The organism is Streptomyces sp. NPDC004435, assembly GCF_042873895.1.
GTDB lineage: Bacteria > Actinomycetota > Actinomycetes > Streptomycetales > Streptomycetaceae > Streptomyces.
Genome location: NZ_JBIAMB010000010.1, coordinates 148,146 through 167,747 on the forward strand (window position 1 = coordinate 148,146; position 19,602 = coordinate 167,747).

Annotated in this window: 18 protein-coding genes and 1 pseudogene; 10 read left to right on the forward strand and 9 right to left on the reverse strand. The window is 72.9% G+C overall.

Going from position 1 to position 19,602, the window contains the following annotated elements; all coding sequences use genetic code 11:
- The first annotated feature begins 137 nt into the window (after positions 1-137).
- The 5 genes and pseudogenes from ACFYT9_RS19920 to ACFYT9_RS19940 all read left to right on the forward strand — a co-directional run bounded on the left by ACFYT9_RS19920 (position 138) and on the right by ACFYT9_RS19940 (position 5,915).
- Positions 138-1,859, forward strand: a complete 1,722-nt coding sequence (locus ACFYT9_RS19920; protein ID WP_389165560.1) for an urease subunit alpha — start codon at positions 138-140, stop codon at positions 1,857-1,859.
- Positions 1,859-2,527, forward strand: coding sequence for an urease accessory protein UreF (locus ACFYT9_RS19925; RefSeq protein WP_389165563.1), 669 nt, complete (start codon positions 1,859-1,861; stop codon positions 2,525-2,527). The genes ACFYT9_RS19920 and ACFYT9_RS19925 overlap by 1 nt, the downstream gene beginning before the upstream one ends.
- A gap of 134 nt (positions 2,528-2,661) precedes the next feature.
- Positions 2,662-3,357, forward strand: coding sequence for an urease accessory protein UreG (ureG, locus tag ACFYT9_RS19930; protein ID WP_376603275.1), 696 nt, complete (start codon positions 2,662-2,664; stop codon positions 3,355-3,357).
- Positions 3,354-4,100: an urease accessory protein UreD gene (locus ACFYT9_RS19935; RefSeq protein WP_389165566.1), complete on the forward strand. Its 747-nt coding sequence runs from the start codon at positions 3,354-3,356 to the stop codon at positions 4,098-4,100. Before ureG ends, ACFYT9_RS19935 begins: the two co-directional genes overlap by 4 nt.
- 146 nt (positions 4,101-4,246) lie before the next feature.
- Positions 4,247-5,915, forward strand: a pseudogene (locus tag ACFYT9_RS19940) (alpha/beta hydrolase).
- A gap of 107 nt (positions 5,916-6,022) precedes the next feature.
- Here the strand turns inward: ACFYT9_RS19940 and ACFYT9_RS19945 are convergent.
- Entirely contained in the window at positions 6,023-6,700 is a 678-nt protein-coding gene (locus ACFYT9_RS19945; protein WP_389165569.1) for a lysophospholipid acyltransferase family protein, read from the reverse strand.
- Between the two features lie 95 nt (positions 6,701-6,795).
- Between ACFYT9_RS19945 and ACFYT9_RS19950 the strand changes: the two genes are divergently transcribed.
- Positions 6,796-7,848: a DUF3048 domain-containing protein gene (locus ACFYT9_RS19950; protein WP_389165572.1), complete on the forward strand. Its 1,053-nt coding sequence runs from the start codon at positions 6,796-6,798 to the stop codon at positions 7,846-7,848.
- A 116-nt stretch (positions 7,849-7,964) separates the two neighbouring features.
- Here the strand turns inward: ACFYT9_RS19950 and ACFYT9_RS19955 are convergent, their stop codons facing one another.
- From ACFYT9_RS19955 to ACFYT9_RS19975, 5 genes are all read right to left on the reverse strand, one after another.
- The gene (locus ACFYT9_RS19955) at positions 7,965-8,180 is read right to left on the reverse strand and encodes a hypothetical protein (RefSeq protein ID WP_389165843.1); all 216 of its coding nucleotides are present in this window, start codon (positions 8,178-8,180) and stop codon (positions 7,965-7,967) included.
- 162 nt (positions 8,181-8,342) lie between these two features.
- Positions 8,343-9,290: a cytochrome c oxidase assembly protein gene (locus ACFYT9_RS19960; RefSeq protein ID WP_376598236.1), complete on the reverse strand. Its 948-nt coding sequence runs from the start codon at positions 9,288-9,290 to the stop codon at positions 8,343-8,345.
- A gap of 164 nt (positions 9,291-9,454) precedes the next feature.
- Positions 9,455-10,483 (reverse strand): 6-phosphofructokinase, encoded by a 1,029-nt coding sequence (locus ACFYT9_RS19965; protein ID WP_376598234.1) that lies wholly within the window; start codon positions 10,481-10,483, stop codon positions 9,455-9,457.
- A 188-nt stretch (positions 10,484-10,671) separates the two neighbouring features.
- Positions 10,672-11,400: a type 1 glutamine amidotransferase gene (locus tag ACFYT9_RS19970; RefSeq protein ID WP_376598232.1), complete on the reverse strand. Its 729-nt coding sequence runs from the start codon at positions 11,398-11,400 to the stop codon at positions 10,672-10,674.
- A 31-nt stretch (positions 11,401-11,431) separates the two neighbouring features.
- Positions 11,432-12,679: a MurT ligase domain-containing protein gene (locus ACFYT9_RS19975; protein WP_376598231.1), complete on the reverse strand. Its 1,248-nt coding sequence runs from the start codon at positions 12,677-12,679 to the stop codon at positions 11,432-11,434.
- A 124-nt stretch (positions 12,680-12,803) separates the two neighbouring features.
- Here ACFYT9_RS19975 and def point away from each other — a divergent pair, with 124 nt between their 5' ends.
- Positions 12,804-13,364 carry a peptide deformylase gene (gene def / locus ACFYT9_RS19980; protein WP_376598229.1) on the forward strand — a complete coding sequence of 187 codons (561 nt, stop codon included), beginning with the start codon at positions 12,804-12,806 and terminating at the stop codon, positions 13,362-13,364.
- 118 nt (positions 13,365-13,482) lie between these two features.
- On the opposite strand, the gene ACFYT9_RS19985 is transcribed toward def, so the two are convergent.
- Positions 13,483-14,130, reverse strand: a complete 648-nt coding sequence (locus ACFYT9_RS19985) for a TetR family transcriptional regulator (RefSeq protein ID WP_376598227.1) — start codon at positions 14,128-14,130, stop codon at positions 13,483-13,485.
- A 173-nt stretch (positions 14,131-14,303) separates the two neighbouring features.
- Here ACFYT9_RS19985 and ACFYT9_RS19990 point away from each other — a divergent pair, with 173 nt between their 5' ends.
- Positions 14,304-15,518 carry an acyl-CoA dehydrogenase family protein gene (locus ACFYT9_RS19990; protein ID WP_389165578.1) on the forward strand — a complete coding sequence of 405 codons (1,215 nt, stop codon included), beginning with the start codon at positions 14,304-14,306 and terminating at the stop codon, positions 15,516-15,518.
- A gap of 21 nt (positions 15,519-15,539) precedes the next feature.
- On the opposite strand, the gene ACFYT9_RS19995 is transcribed toward ACFYT9_RS19990, so the two are convergent.
- Complete coding sequence (locus ACFYT9_RS19995) at positions 15,540-16,136, reverse strand: hypothetical protein (RefSeq protein WP_387270216.1); 597 nt, start codon at positions 16,134-16,136, stop codon at positions 15,540-15,542.
- Positions 16,137-16,254: 118 nt separating this feature from the next.
- Here ACFYT9_RS19995 and ACFYT9_RS20000 point away from each other — a divergent pair, with 118 nt between their 5' ends.
- Positions 16,255-17,574 carry a phytase gene (locus tag ACFYT9_RS20000; RefSeq protein WP_389165581.1) on the forward strand — a complete coding sequence of 440 codons (1,320 nt, stop codon included), beginning with the start codon at positions 16,255-16,257 and terminating at the stop codon, positions 17,572-17,574.
- 16 nt (positions 17,575-17,590) lie between these two features.
- Here ACFYT9_RS20000 and ACFYT9_RS20005 read toward each other — a convergent pair whose 3' ends face one another.
- Positions 17,591-18,076: a VOC family protein gene (locus tag ACFYT9_RS20005; protein WP_387270218.1), complete on the reverse strand. Its 486-nt coding sequence runs from the start codon at positions 18,074-18,076 to the stop codon at positions 17,591-17,593.
- 141 nt (positions 18,077-18,217) lie between these two features.
- Between ACFYT9_RS20005 and ACFYT9_RS20010 the strand changes: the two genes are divergently transcribed.
- Complete coding sequence (locus ACFYT9_RS20010; RefSeq protein WP_387270219.1) at positions 18,218-19,591, forward strand: cytochrome P450; 1,374 nt, start codon at positions 18,218-18,220, stop codon at positions 19,589-19,591.
- The last annotated feature ends 11 nt before the right edge of the window (positions 19,592-19,602 follow it).

The following is a 19,602-nucleotide window of genomic DNA, read 5'->3' on the forward strand; positions in this document are numbered from 1 at the left end:
CCTCGGCCCGGCCGAAGCCTCCGCCGATCCGGTCAGCCTGGCCGAGGCCTCCGCCGGCCCGCTCGGCGACGCCTCGCCCGGCGCCACACCGCTCGACGCCCCCGCCGGTCCTGCCGAAACCCCCGCCGGAGCTCCCCGTGCCTGACCTCCACCGCGCCGTGTACGCCGATCTCTTCGGCCCCACCACCGGCGACCGAGTCCGGCTCGCGGACACCGACCTGCTCGTCGAGATCGAGGAGGACCGCTCGGGCGGTCCCGGCCGGGCCGGCGAGGAAGCCGTCTTCGGCGGCGGCAAGGTCATCCGCGAGTCGATGGGCCAGGCCCGCACCACCCGCGCCGAAGGCGCCCCCGACACGGTGATCACCGGCGCCGTCGTCATCGACCACTGGGGGATCGTCAAGGCCGACATCGGCATCCGCGACGGCCGGATCACCGCCCTCGGCAAGGCCGGCAACCCCGACACCATGGACGGCGTTCACCCCGCGCTCGTCATCGGCCCCGAGACCGAGATCATCGTCGGCAACGGACGGATCGTCACCGCCGGAGGCGTCGACACCCACGTCCACTTCATCTCGCCGACCGTCGTCGAGCAGGCGCTCGCCACCGGCATCACCACCCTGGTCGGCGGCGGCACCGGCCCCGCGGAGGGCACCAAGGCGACCACCGTCACCCCGGGCCCCTGGCACACGGCCCGGATGTTCGAGGCGCTCGACACCTTCCCCGTCAACATCGGTCTCCTGGGCAAAGGCACAACCATGTCCCGCGAGGCCATGCACTCCCAACTGCGCGGCGGCGCCCTCGGCTTCAAGATCCACGAGGACTGGGGGGCCACCCCCGCCGTCATCGACGCCTGCCTCGGGGTCTGCGAGGAGACGGGTGCCCAGCTCGCCATCCACACGGACACCCTCAACGAGGCCGGTTTCGTGGGCGACACCCTCGCCGCCATCGCGGGCCGCACCATCCACGCGTACCACACCGAGGGTGCCGGCGGCGGGCACGCGCCCGACATCATCACCGTGGTCTCCGAGCCGTACGTGCTGCCCAGCTCGACCAACCCGACCCGGCCGCACACCGTCAACACCATCGAGGAACACCTCGACATGCTGATGGTCTGCCACCACCTCAACCCTGCCGTCCCCGAGGACCTCGCCTTCGCCGAGTCCCGGATCCGGCCCTCCACCATCGCCGCCGAGGACGTCCTCCACGACCTCGGAGCCATCTCGATCATCTCCTCCGACTCCCAGGCCATGGGCAGGATCGGCGAGGTCATCCTGCGGACCTGGCAGACCGCCCACGTCATGAAGAAGCGGCGCGGCGCGCTGCCGGGGGACGGGCGCGCCGACAACCACCGGGCGCGCCGTTACGTCGCCAAGTACACGATCAACCCGGCCGTCGCCCAGGGCATGGACCATCTCGTCGGCTCCGTCGAACCCGGCAAGCTCGCCGATCTCGTCCTGTGGGAGCCCGCCTTCTTCGGCGTCAAACCGCTCGTCGTCCTCAAGGGCGGCCAGATCGCGTACGCCCAGATGGGCGACGCCAACGCCTCCATCCCCACGCCCCAGCCGGTACTGCCCCGCCCCATGTTCGGCGCGCTCGGCAGGGCGGCCGCCGCCGGATCCGTGAACTTCACCGCCCAGGCGGCGATCGAGGACGACCTGCCCCATCGGCTCGGCCTGGGCAAGGAGTTCGTCCCGATCCGCTCGACGCGCCGCGTCACCAAGGCCGACATGCGGGAGAACGACGCCGTGCCGCGCGTCGAGGTCGACGCCGACACCTTCACCGTCACCATCGACGGCGAAGCGGTCGAACCCGCCCCTGCCGCGGAGCTTCCGATGGCACAGCGGTACTTCCTCTTCTGATGGGCGGCTCCCGTTCCGCGCTCCTGGTGCTCTCCGACGGGCGGTTCCCCGCCGGCGGGCACGCCCACTCCGGTGGCGCCGAAGCGGCCGTCAAGGCCGGACGCATCCGCGACGCCGCGGGGCTGGAAGCCTTCTGCCTTGGGCGCCTGCACACCTCGGGCCTCACGGCGGCGGGCCTCGCCGCCGCCGCGGCCCTCGGGCTCGACCCGTACGCACTCGACGAGGCCGCCGACGCCCGCACCCCCTCACCGGCGCTGCGCACCGCCAACCGCCGGCTCGGCCGCCAGCTGATGCGGGCGGCTCGCGCCACCTGGCCGAACCCCGAGCTCGACGCGCTCGCCGCCGCGTTCCCGCGCGGCGCGCACCAGCCCGTCGTCCTCGGCGCCACGGCACGGGCCGCGGGCCTCGGCCCCGAGGACGCCGCGCACTGCGTCGCGTACGAGACGGTCGGCGGTCCGGCGACGGCGGTGGTACGCCTGCTGGGCCTCGACCCGTACCAGGCGGCCGGCGTCCTGGCCCGGCTCGCCCCCGTGATGGACACGGTCGCCGAACGGGCCACCGCCGCCGCGCGCGAGGGCATCGACGCGCTGCCCGCCGCCTCCGCGCCGCTCCTCGACATCACGGCCGAGCAGCACGCGGCCTGGCCCGTCCGCCTCTTCGCCTCCTAGACCACCCGACGCCCCTCCCCATCCAAAGCCCCCCATCCGACGACCCCTCAGCCCCGTACCTCACCGCCCGCCACCCCCGCCACCCCCGGCGTTTTCGGCGGCCCACCCCGACCGACACAAGGAGCTGTCCTTCCATGCACCTCGACCACGGCCACACCCACCACGGCGCAGTCTCCGCCGACGCCCACCGGCCCGACGGCACCCGGCGCGCGCTGCGCGTCGGACTCGGCGGCCCGGTCGGTTCCGGCAAGACCGCCACCGTCGCCGCGCTCTGCCGCACCCTCCGCGACACGCTCTCGCTCGCCGTCGTCACCAATGACATCTACACCCGCGAGGACGCCGAGTTCCTGCTCCGCGAGGCCGTGCTGCCGCCGGAGCGCATCCAGGCCGTCGAGACCGGCGCCTGCCCGCACACCGCCATCCGCGACGACATCTCCGCCAACCTCGAAGCCGTCGAGGAACTGGAGGACAGCGTCGGACCGCTCGACCTCATCCTCGTCGAGTCCGGCGGCGACAACCTCACCGCCACCTTCTCCAGGGGCCTCGTCGACGCGCAGATCTTCGTCATCGACGTCGCCGGCGGCGACGACATCCCGCGCAAGGGTGGTCCGGGCGTCAGCACAGCCGACCTCCTCGTCGTCAACAAGACCGACCTCGCCCCGTACGTCGGCTCCGACCTCGGTCGGATGGCCCGCGACGCGGCCGACCAGCGCGGCGACCTGCCCGTGGCGTTCACCTCGCTCCGCTCGGCGGAGGGCGTCACCCCGGTCGCCGACTGGGTGCGCGCGCGGCTCGCGGAGTGGACGGCTGTGCAGGCGCCCACCGTATGAGCCTGCGCGCCACCGCCCGGATCGCCGCCGAGGCCGACGGCACCCTGCCGGTACTGGTGAGCGACGGGCCGCTCGCCCTGCGCCGTACCCGCGCCTCGGCGCCCGGCTGGTCGCGGGTGACGGTGGTCGGCGCGATGAGCGCGCCGCTCGGCGGCGACCGGCTCGCGATCGAGGCGGAGGTACGCGACGGGGCCAGGCTGCGGGTCGATTCGGCGGCCGCCACGCTGGCCCTGCCCGGCCGCACGGCGGAGCCCGCGGCGTACGAACTCCGGCTCCGCGTCGGCGCGGACGCCGTTCTGCACTGGCTGCCCGAACAACTCGTCAGTGCCCACGGCTCGGACCTCCGCGTGCGCACCGGCGTGGACCTCGCCCCCACCGCCCGGCTCGTCCTGCGCGAGGAACAGATCCTCGGCCGGCACGGCGAGCCGCCCGGCACCCTGTTCTCCCGGCTCACCGTCCGCCGCGGGGGCCGGCCGCTGCTCGACCAGGAGATCGCGTACGGCCCCGGGGCGCCCGGAGGATGGGACGGCGGCGCCGTCCTCGCAGGTCACTCGGCCACCGGTCAACTCCTCGTCGTCGACCCGGCGTACGAGAGGGCGCCGGTGGCGGCGCGCCCGCTGGGAGAGTTCGCGGCGCTCACCCCGCTGGCCGGCCCGGCCGTTCTCGTCACCGCCGTCGCCCCCGACGCGCTCGCGTTGCGCCGGATCCTCGACGCGGCCCTGGAGGAACTCACCGCCGGCTGAGAGGAGTCCGCGCTCCGGGTGCACCGCTCAGCGGATAAGGAACTCCGGTTATGGGTTCGGCAAAGAAACGCGTGTTCGGACTGACGTCGTCGCCTCCCTGACGAAAGGATCGCTCGAACAGACGACCACCTACAGGGGGAGGACCTGTGAGACGACGCACCGCAGTGCTCGGCTCCGCCGGCACACTCATCGTCGGCACGCTCGCCACCTCCCGGGGGGGTCCGCCGGGCGCCCCCCCCCCCCCCGGGGGCGGCCCCCCCCCGCGCCCCCCGCGGCCCCCCCCCCGGGGGGGGGGCGCCCCCGCCCCCGCCCCCCCCCCCCGACAGCGGGGCGCGCCACGGGCGCGTCACCGAGGCGACCGGCGTCGCCGTCGCGGCCGCCCAGGCCGCCCGCGCCGGCATCGACTGGCAGGACTGTCCCGCCGACTGGGGCCTGGAGAAGCCGATCCAGTGCGGCTGGGTCACGGTGCCGGTCGACTACGCGAAGCCGTACGGGAAGAAGATCAAGCTCGCCGTCGACCGGATCGCCGCCACCGGCACTCCGGCCGAGCGCCAGGGCGCGCTCCTCTACAACCCGGGCGGCCCCGGCGGTTCCGGCCTGCGCTTCCCGCGCCGCGTCACCACCGGGAACAAGATCTGGGCGAACACCGCGAAGGCATACGACTTCGTCGGCTTCGACCCGCGTGGCGTCGGCAACTCCGCGCCGATCTCCTGCGTCGACCCGACCGAGTTCGTGAAGGGTCCCAAGCTCGACCCGGTGCCCGACAGCGAGGCCGACAAGCGGGCGCAGCGCAAGCTCGCGGCCGAGTACGCCGAGGGCTGCGCCGAGAAGAGCGGCGACATGCTCCCGCACATGACGACGCCCAACACCGCGCGCGACCTCGACGTCATCCGCGCCGCGCTCGGCGAGCGGAAGCTCAACTTCGTCGGTGTCTCGTACGGCACCTACCTCGGCGCCGTCTACGGCACCCTCTTCCCGACCCACGTCCGCCGCATGGTCCTGGACAGCGTCGTCAACCCGTCGACCCGTTCCATCTGGTACGAGGCCAACCTCGGCCAGGACATCGCCTTCGAGGGCCGGCTCACCGACTGGATGACCTGGGTCGCCCGGAACGACGCCGTCTACCACCTCGGCGACACCCTCGCCGAGGTCCGGCAGCAGTGGGACACCCTGCGCGCCGCCGCGAAGAAGGCGCCGCTCGGCGGCAAGGTCGGACCGGCCGAGCTCGTCGGCTTCTTCCAGAACGCGCCCTACTACGACTCCATGTGGGCGCCCGTCGCCGAGGCGTGGAGCGCGTACGCCGCCGGCGACCCGCAGCCGCTGATCGACAACGCCGCCGCCGACCTCACCGACACCGCCGGCAACATCGCCGCCGAGAACGGCAACGCCGTCTACACCGCGGTCGAATGTGCGGATGCCCCGTGGCCGACCAACTGGAAGAAGTGGGACCGGGACAACTCCCGCCTCCACGAGAAGTACCCGTTCATGACATGGGCGAACGCCTGGATGAACCTCCCCTGCGCCACCTGGAAGGCGCCGAACCGGTACCCGGTGCAGGTGAAGACCCACAAGGGCCTGCCGCCCGTGCTCATCGCCCAGGCTGAGCGCGACGCCGCCACCCCGTACGAGGGCGCTGTGGAACTGCACAAGCGGTTCAAGGGCTCGCGCCTCATCACCGAGCGGGACGCCGGTTCGCACGGCATCACCAACCTCGCCAACCCGTGCCTGAACTCCAAGGTGGAGGCGTACCTGCTGGCCGGGAAGCTGGACGCCACGGATCAGACGTGCGCCCCGCACGCCGCTCCGCAGCCGTGACCACCGGCTGACGACGGAGGGGCGATCGCACAACGATCGCCCCTCCACCCGTGGCCGGACCAGTCGCACAGGAGCCGGATCAGCCGCTCAGGAGCCGGACCAGTCGCTCAGGAGTCGCCCGCCTTCACCACGGCCGCGTACTCGTCCACGTACTCCTGACCCGACAGCCGCATGATCGCGTACATGATCTCGTCCGTGACGGCCCGGACCACCGTCCGCTCGTCCGCCGAGCCCGCGAAGCGCGAGAAGTCCAGCGGCTCCCCGAACCGGATGGTCACCCGCCGGATCCGCGGCACCACCCGCCCCGGCGGCTGGATCTCGAAGGTGCCGACCATCGCGCACGGCACCACCTTCACCCCGGCCGTCAGGGCCATCACCGCCACCCCGACCTTGCCCTTGTACAGCCGCCCGTCGTGCGAGCGGGTGCCCTCCGGGTAGATCCCCAGCAACTCGTCCTTCGCCAGCACCCCCAGACCCTCGCGGATCGCCGCCTGGCCGGCCTCCTTGCCCGAGCGGTCCACCGGGATCTGCCCGGCCGCGCGGAAGAACGCGGCCGTCAGGCGCCCCTTGAGGCCGGGCCCGGTGAAGTACTCCTGCTTCGCCAGGAAGGTGATCCGCCGGTCGAGCACCACCGGCATGAGGAAGTGGTCGGAGAAGGAGAGGTGGTTGCCCGCGACGATCGCCGCGCCCTCCTCCGGGATGTGCTCGATCCCCTCCACCCGCGGCCGGAACAGCAGTTTCAGCAGCGGCCCGAGGAGTACGTACTTCAGCAGCCGGTAGAACACCGGGACCCCCGTTCGTCGTCCGTCTCGACCCGTTGTAACGCCCCGGCCGCCCGTGGTCCACTGGGAGGAGTGTCCCGACTCACCGGGAGGCCGACATGCCAGGCGCGCGTGGACCCCGGCGTCCCGGGCGTGTGCTCACCGCTTTGCTGTGCGCGGTGACCGCGGCCGGTCTGTACGGATGCTCCGACTCGGGCCCGCCGGAGCCGACACAGACGCCGACACCGACGCGCGCGCCCTCCACGGCCGCGCCCACCACACCCGTACCCTCCACGCCCCCGCCCACCACGAGCGCCCCCCGCGCGGTCTCGCCCTTCACCGGCCTGCCCGCCCGCGCCGCTCCCGTGCTCGCCGTGAAGATAGACAACGCCGCCGCGGCCCGCCCCCACACCGGCCTCGGCGCAGCCGACCTCGTCTACGTCGAACAGGTCGAGGGCGGCGTCACCCGCCTCCTCGCCGTCTACTCCTCCCGCCTCCCCGACAGCGTCGGCCCCGTCCGCAGCGCCCGCGAGTCCGACATCTCCCTGCTGCGCCCCTTCGGCCGGCCCGCCCTCGCCTACTCCGGCGCCCAGAGCAAGCTCAACCCGCTGCTGGAGGCCGCGCCGCTCGACCTCGTCTCCCCGGCGGACGCGCCCCGGGCATTCCGGCGCTCCTCGGACCGCCCGGCCCCGTACAACCTCTACCTGCGCCCCGAGCGCGCCCTCGCGGCCGCGCCCGACGCCTCCGACGCGCGCCCGATCGGACTGCGCTTCGGTGCCGCGCCCGCCGGCGGCACCCCGACCGCGTCGGAGACCGCCCGCTTCCCGGCCGCGCGGTACACCTTCACCTGGTCCGCCGCCGACCGCGGCTGGCGCGTCGCCATCGACGGCCGCGCCGCCACCAGCACCGACAGCGGCCCGCTCACCCCCGCCACCGTCGTCGTCCAGCGCGTGACCATCCGCTCCTCCGACTTCCGCGACGTCACCGGCGCTGTCTCCCCGTACACCGTGACCACCGGCTCCGGCACGGCCACGGTGCTGCGTGACGGACGGGCGTACGAGGCCCGCTGGTCCCGCCCCGACCCGGCCGGCGGCACCTCCTTCACCACCCCCGACGGGCGCCCCCTCGCCTTCGCCCCCGGACAGGTCTGGATCGTCCTCGCGCCCCGCTGAACCGGACGCCGCCACCGGCGGACGATCGCGCACCGCCCAAGTACTCGCTGGGCAAATGCACACTCGCCTGGCGAGGAGGAACGTCTACGCGAACCGTCACACGTGAGCCCCGCCGCTCAGCGCGGTGCCGAGCCCGGCCCGCCCGCGCGCGGCCGGCGCGGCACGGCCGTCGAGTCGGCGCTGTCCGCCGCCGCCATCCCGATCGTCGCGATGCCGAGCACGATCCAGCCGAACCAGAGCCAGCCGCTGCTGCCGAGCGCCACCGTGTACGCGGTGATCAGCACCAGTACGGCGCAGGTGACGTAAGCCATCGCCTTCGTGGAACCGGACATCTGCCCGCCCTCCTCCCGACCGCGGCCGGAATGCCTCCCTGCCATCGTGACGCCCCACAGGGGGCGCGCGCTACTCCCCGGACACACCCGGCGTGCGCCGGACAGCACGAGGCCCCCTGGACCGTGCGGTCCAGGGGGCCGTCCGCCCGTGCGGTGTCCGGCTCAGCGGCGCGCCTGGAGGGAGGCCAGGTACGCGTTGTACTCCTCCAGCTCCTTGTCGCCGTCCCGGTCGGCCTGCCGGTCCTTGCGGACCGCCTGCCGCTGCTCGGAGTGGTACCACTGGTAGACCAGCGCGATCAGCACCAGCACCGAGGGGATCTCGCTGAAGGCCCAGGCGATGCCGCCGGCGGCGTTCTGGTCGGCGAGCGCGTCGATGCCGAGCGAGGCCGGCGGGTTCTCGTACGCCTTCACCAGGGGCTGGCTCGCCATCATCATCGCGATGCCGAAGAAGGCGTGGAACGGCATGCCCGCGAAGAGCTCCAGCATCCGCATCACGTACCCCGGCCGGTGCGGGCCCGGGTCCACGCCCATGATCGGCCAGAAGAAGATCAGACCCACGGCGAGGAAGTGGACCATCATCCCGATGTGGCCCGGCTTCGACGCCATCAGAGTGTCGAAGAGCGAGGTGAAGTAGAGGCCGTAGAGGCTCGCGATGAACATGCTGATGGTGAACACGGGGTGCGTGATGATCCGCATGTACCGGCTGTGCAGCAGCTTCAGCAGCAGCTCGCGCGGGCCGAACGAGTCGCGGCCGGCGACCGGGAGCGCGCGCAGCGCCAGCGTCACCGGCGCGCCGAGCAACAGCAGGATCGGCGAGACCATGGAGATCACCATGTGCTGCACCATGTGCACGCTGAACATGACCATGCCGTAGTCGTTCAGCTTGGTGCACATCACGAGCGCGATGGTCAGCACGCCGGCCGTGAAGAGCACGGTCCGGGCGACCGGCCAGGCGTCGCCGCGCCTGCGCAGCCGGGCGACCCCCCACCCGTACAGACCGAGGGCCGCGAGGCACCCGATGAGGAAGAACAGGTCGGGAGAGAACTCCAGGCCCCGCCCCAGCGTGAACGGCGGCAGATCCGTGGTCATGCCGTGCCCGCTGTGATCCATCGCTTTACTCCTGGAGCCCATTGCGCGCCGAGCCCGTTTCGCGCTTGTTGTCCGCACCAGACTAGAACCGCCCCCGATCGCTCTCGCGACCGGGGGCGGGTGTCGTCCGGGAGGGTTCCCGGAGGGAGCTCAGAGCACGCCGAGGGTGCCCGGAGAGGGGTGGGTCAGAGCACGCACTCGGCCTCGGCGTAGCGGTCCTCGGGGACCGTCTTCAGCGTCTCCACGGCCTGCGCCAGGGGCACCATGACGATGTCGGTGCCGCGCAGCGAGGTCAGCATGCCGAACTCGCCGCGGTGCGCGGCCTCGACGGCGTGCCAGCCGAAGCGGGTGGCGAGGACGCGGTCGTACGCGGTGGGGGTGCCGCCGCGCTGGACGTGGCCGAGGATGACCGGGCGGGCCTCCTTGCCGAGCCTGCGCTCCAGCTCGACGGAGAGCTGGTTGGCGACGCCGGTGAACCGCTCGTGGCCGTAGATGTCGGTGCCCGCGGTCTTGAAGTCCATGGAGGAGCCCTCGCGCGGCTTGGCGCCCTCGGCGACGACGACGATGGCGAACCGCTTGCCGTCCTCGAAGCGGGCGCCGACCCGGGAGGTCAGCTCGTCGATGTCGAAGGGGCGCTCCGGGACGACGACGGCGTGGGCGCCGGCGGCCATGCCCGAGTGGAGGGCTATCCAGCCGGTGTGGCGGCCCATGACCTCGACGACGAGGACGCGCTGGTGCGACTCGGCGGTGGTCTTCAGCCGGTCGAGGGCCTCGGTCGCCACGGTGACGGCGGTGTCGAAGCCGAAGGTGACGTCGGTCGAGGCGATGTCGTTGTCGATCGTCTTCGGGACGCCGACGATGGGGAGGCCGGCCTCGGAGAGGAGGTTCGCCGCCTTGAGGGTGCCCTCGCCGCCGATCGGGATGATCGCGTCGAGGCCGAGGTCGGCGACGTGGCCGCGGGCCCGCTCGACCCCGTCGACGAGGTGTGCGGGCTGGACGCGGGAGGAGCCGAGGATGGTGCCGCCGCGGGCGAGGATGCCGCCCACCGCGTCGAGGTCGAGCTTCCGGTAGTCGCACTCCAGGAGGCCCTTCCACCCGTCGTGGAAGCCGATGACCTCGTCCCCGTGGTCCACGACGGCGCGGTGCACGACGGAACGGATGACGGCATTCAGACCGGGGCAGTCTCCGCCGGAGGTGAGCACACCAATGCGCATAGCCCAAAAACCTTTGCAACGTGGGCCGACTCCCGGACCACGTCGTCCGGCTGGATCCCCGCCACCCTATCGTTGCCGAGTGGCGGGGCCGAACCCGATGTCCGCAGATTGGACACCGTATTTACATGCGAATCCAATGTGCGCTACCCCGCTCAGAAGTGCGCCTGCGCGGGGCTGCCGACGGTCCGTCAGGCGGGCTGCGTGGCGGCCGCGATGCGCTCGGCGCGCAGCGCCTCGTACCACCGGTCGTCGGTCGGCGGCAGCGCGTTGACGTCGAGGGCCAGCTTCAGCAGCAGGTCCGCGATCTGAGGGTTGCGGGCCATCACGGGACCGTGCATGTAGGTGCCGAAGACAGTGTCGTTGTACGCGCCCTCGGTGCCGTCGCCGGTGCCGTTGCCGTTGCCGAAGACGGTCCGCGCGAAGGGGCGGGCCGTCGGGCCGAGGTGGGTGACGCCCTGGTGGTTCTCGAAGCCCGTCAGCTGGGGGAGGCCCAGGTGGGGGTCGATGTCGGCGAGCACGTCGCCGACGCAGCGGGCGCCCTCGCCGCGGACCGTCGTCACGTCGAGCAGGCCGAGGCCGGGCTCGCGCGCCCCGAGGTCGTTGATGAACTCGTGGCCCAGGATCTGGTAGCCGGCGCAGACCGAGAAGATGATCGCGCCGTTGGAGGCCGCCCGGGAGAGGCCGCCGTCGCGGCGCAGCCGCTCCGCCGCGAGCCGCTGGGGCCGGTCCTCGCCGCCGCCGATCAGGTAGATGTCCCCGGAGGTGGGGACGGGCTGGTCGCTGCGGACGTCGACGCGCTCCACGGCCAGGCCGCGCTGGCGGGCGCGGCGCTCGACGACGAGCACGTTGCCCTGGTCGCCGTAGGTGCTGAGCAGGTCGGGGTAGACCCAGACCACACGCAGATTGCTGTCACTCATGTTGCCACTCCTTCTGCGAGTCGGGGCGGGGTCAGTTGCCGACACGACGGCGGACATCCTGGAAGGCGGTGTAGTTGGCGATCAGTTCGATCTGCCCGGGCGGGGCCATGGCGACGGCCTCGTCGAGCGTCTCGCAGACGCGGAAGTCGACGCCTGCGACCTCCAGGCGGACCGCGAGGTCGAGCCGGCGGTCGCCGATCACCATGATCGGGTGGCCGGCGAGCCGGCCGTAGTCGACGTCCCACAGCCAGGAGGTGTCGGTGCCGTCGGCGCCGCGCGCGTTCACCGAGAGGATGACCGGGGTCGGCGGCGGGTCGATCAGGGAGAAGGTCTCCAGCCAGCCCGCCGGGTTCTTGGCGAGCAGCAGCCGCAGCTGCCGGTTCTGGAAGGAGACGACGTCGTAGCGGCCGGCCACGGCCTGCACCTGGTACATGCGCTCCAGGGCGACCTGCGGCGGCACGCCGAAGACGGCGGCGACGGCGGCCGAGGTGGCGGCGTTGGCCTTGTTGGCGCGGCCGGGCAGCTGGAGCCGGATGGGCCAGGCCGAGCCGTGCGGGTCGAGCACGTGGTCGCCGCTCAGCGCCCAGCTCGGGGCGGGGCGGCGGAAGCCGCACTCGCCGCAGAACCAGTCGTCGCCCGGGCGCTGGAGCACACCGCCGCAGGAGGGGCACGACCAGGCGTCGTCCTTCCACTCCTGGCCGACCGCGACCCACACCACGTTGGGGGAGGAGGAGGCGGCCCACACGATCAGCGGGTCGTCGGCGTTGGCGATGACGACGGCCTTGGAGCCGTTCAGTCCCTCGCGCCACTTCTCGGCGAGCATCCGCGTCTCGGCGGCGCGGTCGAGCTGGTCGCGGGAGAGGTTGAGCAGCGCGATCGCCTTGGGGGTGGTGTCGCGGGCGACACCGGCGAGGTACTTCTCGTCGACCTCGATCACGCCGAACCGGGCCTCGCCGCCGCCGGCCAGGGCGGAGGTGATGCCCGCGGGCATGTTGGCGCCGAGGGCGTTGGAGACCACCGGGCCGCTGGCCCGGAGCGCCTCGGCGATCAGCCGGGTCGTGGTGGTCTTGCCGTTGGTGGCGGACACGAGGACGACGTCCAGGTGCTGCGCGAGCCGTCCCAGCAGGTCGGGGTCGAGCTTGAGCGCCACCCGGCCGCCGATCACCGATCCGCTGCCGCGGCCGGCCGCCCGCGACACCGCGGCGGCTGCCTTGCCCGCGGTCACGGCCAGCTTGGCACGCGGGGACAGCGGCTCTGGATTACCGGGGTGTCCTGACATCGTCCTTGATCCTCCTTGCGTCGGTCGGGGCTCAGCCTATCGAGAACCGGCCAGGAGCCCGAACCACGGCACCGGGCCGACCGTATGAAATGAGGAGGTCACGGCGGACCGTAGGCTTGCCGCCATGCGAAACCGCCCCATCCCCGGCAGCTCCGGCATCGCCCGGACGATGACCCTGCTCGGCGACCCCGTGCTGCACGACCCCTGCGCCCCCGTCACCGAGTTCGGCCCCGAACTCGACGGTCTGGTCGAGTCGATGTTCGCCACCATGTACGCGGCGCACGGCGTGGGTCTCGCCGCGAACCAGGTGGGCGTGGGGCTGCGGGTCTTCGTCTACGACTGCCCGGACGACGAGGACGTGCGGCATCTGGGCCACGTGGTGAACCCGCGGCTGGTCGAGGCGGACGGCGACGAGTACCGCGGTCCGGAGGGCTGCCTCTCGCTGCCGGGGCTGGAGGCGCCGGTGGCGCGCTTCGACCGCGCGGTGGTGGAGGGCGTGCGCACGGACGGCAGCCCGGTCCGCGTCGAGGGCACCGGTTTCTTCGCCCGCTGCCTCCTCCACGAGATGGACCACCTGGAGGGCCGCGTCTACGCCGAGCACGTCACCGGGTGGCGTAGATCACGTCTCCTCCGTGCGATCCGCAAGCAGCCCTGGGGCGGCGGAGCCTCCGCCCTGGAGGCGTGACACAGGCCTTTCCGGTACGGCTCCGAGGCCGACCGCCCGCACTCGGCACGCCCTCGCCTTCCCGCCCCGCCGCCCTTCGGGCCCCGTACCCCGGAGATCCCCGGGCAGCCGGGGGTGGTCAGAACCCGGGGCCGTCGGCGCGGTCGTCCGCCTCGGCGAGCCGGCCCCAGAGGAGGTCCGCGAGGGAGTGGACGAGTTCGGCGCGGGAGCAGGGGCGCTCGCCGAGCCACCAGTCGCCGGCGGCGTGCATCATGCCGACGATGCCGTGGCCCCAGATCCGGGCCTGTGCCTCGGCGGCCGGACCGAGATCGACGCGCTCGGCGATGACCTGGCCGAGCTCCTCGCCCATGCGGCGGAGCAGCGGGGCGGAGTGCCGGCCGACGTCGAAGCCCTGCTCGGCCTGGTGGGTCTCCTCGGCCGGGTGCATCAGGAAGCGGTAGACCTGCGGCATCGCCTCGATGGAGGCGAGATAGGTGTCGAGGGTGGACTCGACCCGGCGGCGCCGGTCGGAGGGGGCGTCGAGGGCGGCCCGCAGCGAGGCGAGGAGGGCGTCGGTGTGGCGGGTGGCGAGGGCGCGGTAGAGGCCGCCCTTGTCGCCGAAGTGGCGGTAGAGGATCGGCTTGGTGATGCCGGCCTCGGCCGCGATCGCGTTCATGGATGCCTTGGGACCGTCGCGGAGCACCACCCGGTCCGCCGCCTCCAGCAGTTCGCGCCGCCGCTGTTCGGCGGGCTTCTGCTGGTCGGTGGTCCGGTGTGCGATGTCCATAAGCGTGTCTCCCCGCCCGTGCGATGACCTGAGGCTGTCGCAACGTAACACCCGACCGGCATGCTGTGCCGAACCGCCTGATCCGGTTCGCGGGGGAGGATCCGCAGGTTGACAGCCGTACCCGTCGGTAACAGACTGTTGTTACCGCAAGTAACGTACTGCTGGGAGGGAACATGGCCGAGTTCACGTTCGAGCTCAATGACGACCAGAAGGAAGTCCGTGACTGGCTTCACGGCTTCGCCGCGGACGTCATGCGGCCGGCCGCCGCCGAGTGGGACGAGCGTGAGGAGACCCCCTGGCCGATCATCCAGGAGGCGGCCAAGCTCGGAATCTACTCCCTCGACTTCTACGCCCAGCAGTTCTTCGACCCGACCGGCCTCGGCGTCCCGATGACCATGGAGGAGCTCTTCTGGGGCGACGCCGGCATCGCCCTCTCCATCGTCGGCACCGGCCTCGCCGCCGTCGGCGTCCTCGCCAACGGCACCGAGGAGCAGATCGGCACCTGGGTCCCGCAGATGTACGGCGACGCCAACGACGTGAAGGTCGCCGCCTTCTGCTCCTCCGAGCCCGACGCCGGATCCGACGTCGCCTCCATGCGCACCCGGGCCGTCTACGACGAGGCCAAGGACGAGTGGGTGCTCAACGGCACCAAGACCTGGGCGACCAACGGCGGCATCGCCAACGTCCACGTCGTCGTCGCCGTCGTCGACCCCGGGCTCGGTTCCAAGGGCCACGCCTCCTTCATCGTCCCGCCGAACACCCCCGGCCTCTCCCAGGGCCAGAAGTTCCAGAAGCACGGCATCCGCGCCTCGCACACCGCCGAGGTCGTCCTGGAGGACGTGCGCGTCCCCGGCTCCTGCCTGCTCGGCGGGAAGGACAAGCTGGACGAGCGCCTGGCCCGCGCCCGGGAGAAGGCGAGGGCGGGTGGCGAGCGGGTGAAGAACGCGGCGATGGCCACCTTCGAGGCGTCCCGCCCGGCGGTCGGCGCCATGGCCGTCGGCACCGCCCGCGCCGCCTACGAGGTCGCCCTCGACTACGCGAAGACCCGCGTCCAGTTCGGCCGCCCGATCATCGAGAACCAGGGCGTCGCCTTCCAGCTCGCCGACATGGCCACCCAGATCGACGCCGCCCGGCTGCTGGTCTGGCGCGCCTCCTGGATGGCCACCGCCGGCAAGCCCTTCACCAAGGCCGAGGGCTCCATGTCGAAGCTCTACGCGAGCGAGGTCGCCAAGACCGTCACCGGACAGGCGATCCAGATCCTCGGCGGCAACGGCTACACCCGCGAGTACCCCGTCGAGCGGATGCACCGCGACGCGGCGATCTACACGATCTTCGAGGGGACGAGCGAGATCCAGCGGATGGTCATCGGCCGCGCCCTCGGCAAGTAGCCCCCGGCGCGGGGCCCGGGCTCAGCCGAACCAGACGATCAGGCGGACGTTCTCGTCACCGTGGACGGCCGCCAGATCGCGCATCGACGCCCACACCGGACCCCAGCGCCCGCCGTCCGGCGGGGCGAACATCCGGGCCGTGTACACCACGGGGCGGTAGACCGCCCCGTCCCACCGGACCTCGCCGCCGGGCGGCCACTCGTACGGCCACAGATCCTCGCCGAACAGCTCCTCCGACGCGTCGAGCACCGCGAGCGGCGCCCACGTCACGTGGTCCAGGACGAGCTCCCCGTCCGGACCCGGCAGCCACACCCCGAGATGGTTGCCGTCGGCGCGGTCGTTCAGCGGCGCGTCCCAGTCGACGGCCGCCACCTCGGCCCAGGTGGCGTACGAGTGGCTGTGGTTGATCTCGTCGTCGGGGATGTCCCCGGAAGCCCCCTCGGGGACGCCCCGCGCGTCCCACAGCGGACGGTCCACCTGGAGCGCGCCGCCGTACCCGAACAGGACCTCCCGCGCGCTCCGGTCCCGCACCGACGCGCTCTCCGGAAGCCAGTCACGGACAGCCCAGCGCCCGTCTCGCCCCCGCGCCTCGATCGCTCCCTCGATATCGGTCCCCATGTCCGGGAGGCTATCCGTGTGCGCGGGACGGCCGCCCGGAGTTCACGGGTCCGCAAGGACCGCTCCATTCCGCCTCCGTAGCGTCTCGGCCCGTCCGAGACCGCTACCGAGGAGTACCGTGAGCGCCTCCGCCCTGACCGCCCTGGCCGCCGCATTCAGCGTCCTGGCCGCGGTCCCCGCCACCCCCCACCCCGTCACCGTCACCGCCCGCGTCGAGACGCCCGTCGTGTACGACGACGAGGCGGGCGGCAACGCGAACGCGGACGACCCCGCCGTCTGGGTCGACCCCACCCGGCCCGGCCGCAGCCTCGTCATCGGCACCCTCAAGGAGGGCGGGCTCGACGTCTATGGGCTCGACGGCCGCCGCCTCCAGCACATCGCCGCCCCGCAGGCCCCCGGCGAGGACGCCGCCCCCGGCCGCTTCAACAACGTCGACCTCGTCCACGGCTTCGAGCTGAACGGCCGCCGCACCGACCTCGCCGTCGTCAGCGACCGGGGCCGCGACCGGATCCGGGCCTACGCCATCGACCCGGTCGCCGTCGCCGCCGGCCGCCCCCCGCTCAAGGACGTCACCGCCGCCGACGTCACCCCCGTCTTCGCCGCGAACGAGACCGAGGTCGACGCGCAGCGCACCTCCTACGGGCTCGCCGCCTTCCGCGACGGGGACGACGCCTACGTCGTCGTCTCCCAGCGCGAGCGCAGCCGGCTGCGCCTCCTGGAACTGGAGGACCGCGGCGGCCGGGTCGGCTACCGCACCGAGTCCACCCTCGACCTGCCCCGCTCCTTCACCCTGCCGGACGGCACCGCCTGGCGCCCCTGCGCCGACCCCGGCGAGCTGCCGCAGGTGGAGGGCATGGCGGTCGACCAGGAGGAGCACGTCCTCTACGCCGCGCAGGAAGCCGTCGGCCTGTGGCGGATCGAGCTCGACGACGAGGAGTTCGAGCGGCCCGAACTCCTCGACCGGGTCCGCGAGTACGGCACCCCCTGGAGCTACGACGAGGCGGCGGAGGAGTGCGTCCTCGACACCGCGCACGACCCCGGCTTCGGCGGCGACCACCTGAGCGCCGACGCCGAGGGCGTCACCGTCTACCACGGGGACGACGGCGAGGGCTACGTCCTCGCCTCCAGCCAGGGCGACGACACCTTCGCCGTCTACGCCCGCGAGGATGACAACGCCTACCTCGGCTCCTTCGCCGTCACCGACGGCCCGGCCACCGACGGGGTCCAGCACTCCGACGGCGCCACCGTGGTGAACGTACCCCTCGGCAGCGCCTTCCCCCAGGGCCTCCTCGTCACCCACGACGGCGAGGCCACCCCCGCGGACGGCGACCGCGAGGGAACCAACTTCAAGTTCACCCGCTGGGACGCCGTCGCGGGAGCCTTCCCCGAGCCGCTGACCGTCGACACCCGCTCCTTCGACCCGCGCGACACCGACTGACCCCGCCCCCCGTCCGTCAGACCACGCAGAACTCGTTCCCCTCCGGGTCCTGGAGCACCACCGCGTAGTAGTCCATCCCGTGCGGCTCGTCCATCGTGCGCAGCACGGTCGCGCCGAGCGCGGTCAGCCGGGCCACCTCCCCGTCGACCCGCGCCCGGCGCACCGCGAGCGGCACCCCGCGTCCACCGCCGACCTTCAGGTCCAGATGGACCCGGTTCTTCACCGTCTTCGGCTCCGGGACCTGCTGGAACCACACCCGCGGCCCGACACCCTCCGGGTCCACCAGCGACTCCGGCAGGTCCCCCGCCCCGTCGCCCAGCTCCTCCTCCGGCACCCCCGTCGACGCCCAGTACGCGCGCCAGCTCGCGTGCCCGCCGGGCGGCGGCTCCGGCACGTACCGCAGCGCCTCCGCCCAGAACGGCACCAGCCGCGCCGGATCCGCGCAGTCGATCGTCAGCTGAAGGGTCATCCGGGGGCGCCCGCCCACCTCTTCCTCGTCCATGGGACGAGCCTCCCAGACACCACTGACAATCCCCCGGACCAGGCCGACGGGCCGGATCCGGACGGCCCGTACACGGAAGCTACCCTCCGGTCACCTCCTGCGGGAGAATCGCCGTGCCGTCGCGATCAAGGGGGAAGCCACATGGCCGCCGAAGCCGTCACCGAAGCACCCGTCCTCACCGGACTGCCCGTCATCGGCTCGATGTTCGACCTGAAGAACGACTCGCTCGGCACCTTCCTGCGGGCCCGCAGCGAACACGGCGACGTCGTCCGCATCAGCGCGGGACCGCCCGGCGTCCGCGCCCACGTCTACGCCGTCTTCTCCGCGGAGGGAGCCCAGCAGGTCCTCGCCGGCGAGTCCGTCAACTTCCGCAAGGACAACGCCTTCTACCAGGAGATCCGCGACTCCTTCGGCAACGGCCTGCTCACCAGCCAGGACGACGACTACCTGCGCCAGCGCCGACTCGTCCAGCCGCTCTTCACCAAGCGCCGCGTCGACGGCTACGCCGACGCCATCGCCACCGAGGTCGCCACCCTCACCACCGAGTGGGAGAAGGCCGGCCACACCACCGTCGACGTCCTCCACGAGTCGACCCGGCTCGCCCTGCGCGCCGTCGCCCGCATCCTCTTCGGCACCGACGTGGACTCCGCCGTGGAGGTCGTCGAGCGCTGCTTCCCCGGCGTCGGCTCGTACGTGCTCCGCCGCGGCTACTCCCCGGTCAGCGTGCCCCGCGAGTGGCCCACCCCCGGCAACCGCCGCGCCGCCGCCCTCCACCGTGCGCTCTACGAGGAGTGCGACCGGATCATCGCCGAGCGGAAGGCCGCCGGGCGGACCGACACGGACGGCGACGACCTGCTCAGTCTGCTCATGGCGGCCGAGAGCGCCGAGGACGGCGCCTTCTCCGCCACCGAACTGCGCGAGCAGGTACTCGTCTTCCTGCTCGCGGGACACGAGACCACCGCCACCTCGATCGGCTTCGCCCTCCACCTCCTCGCCCGTCACCCGGAGGCGCAGCGCCGCGCCCACGAGGAGGTCGACCGGGTCCTCGCCGGACGCGCCCCCGGCGCCGCCGACCTCGACGCCCTGCCGTACGTGACGCGGGTCCTGAAGGAGGCCATGCGGCTCTTCCCGGCCGCGCCGGTCATCGGCCGCCGGGCCGTCGCCGCCACCACGGTCGGCGGGGTCGCGATCCCGGCCGGCGCCGACGTCATCGTGGCCCCGTGGGTGACCCACCGCCACCCGGCCTACTGGGAGGACGCCGAGCGCTTCGACCCGGACCGCTTCACGCCCGAGGCGGAGGCCGGGCGGCCCCGCTACGCCTGGTTCCCCTTCGGCGGCGGGCCGCGGGCCTGCATCGGCCAGCACTTCTCGATGCTGGAGTCGGTGACCGCGCTCGCGATGATCCTCCAGCGCCACGGCTTCGAGGCGGTGGACCAGGAGGTGCCGGTGGCGCCCGCGATCACCCTCCAGGCGGCGGGCCCGGCCCGCTGCCGGCTCGTCCCCAGGGAGTTCTAGGGGAGTGCTGC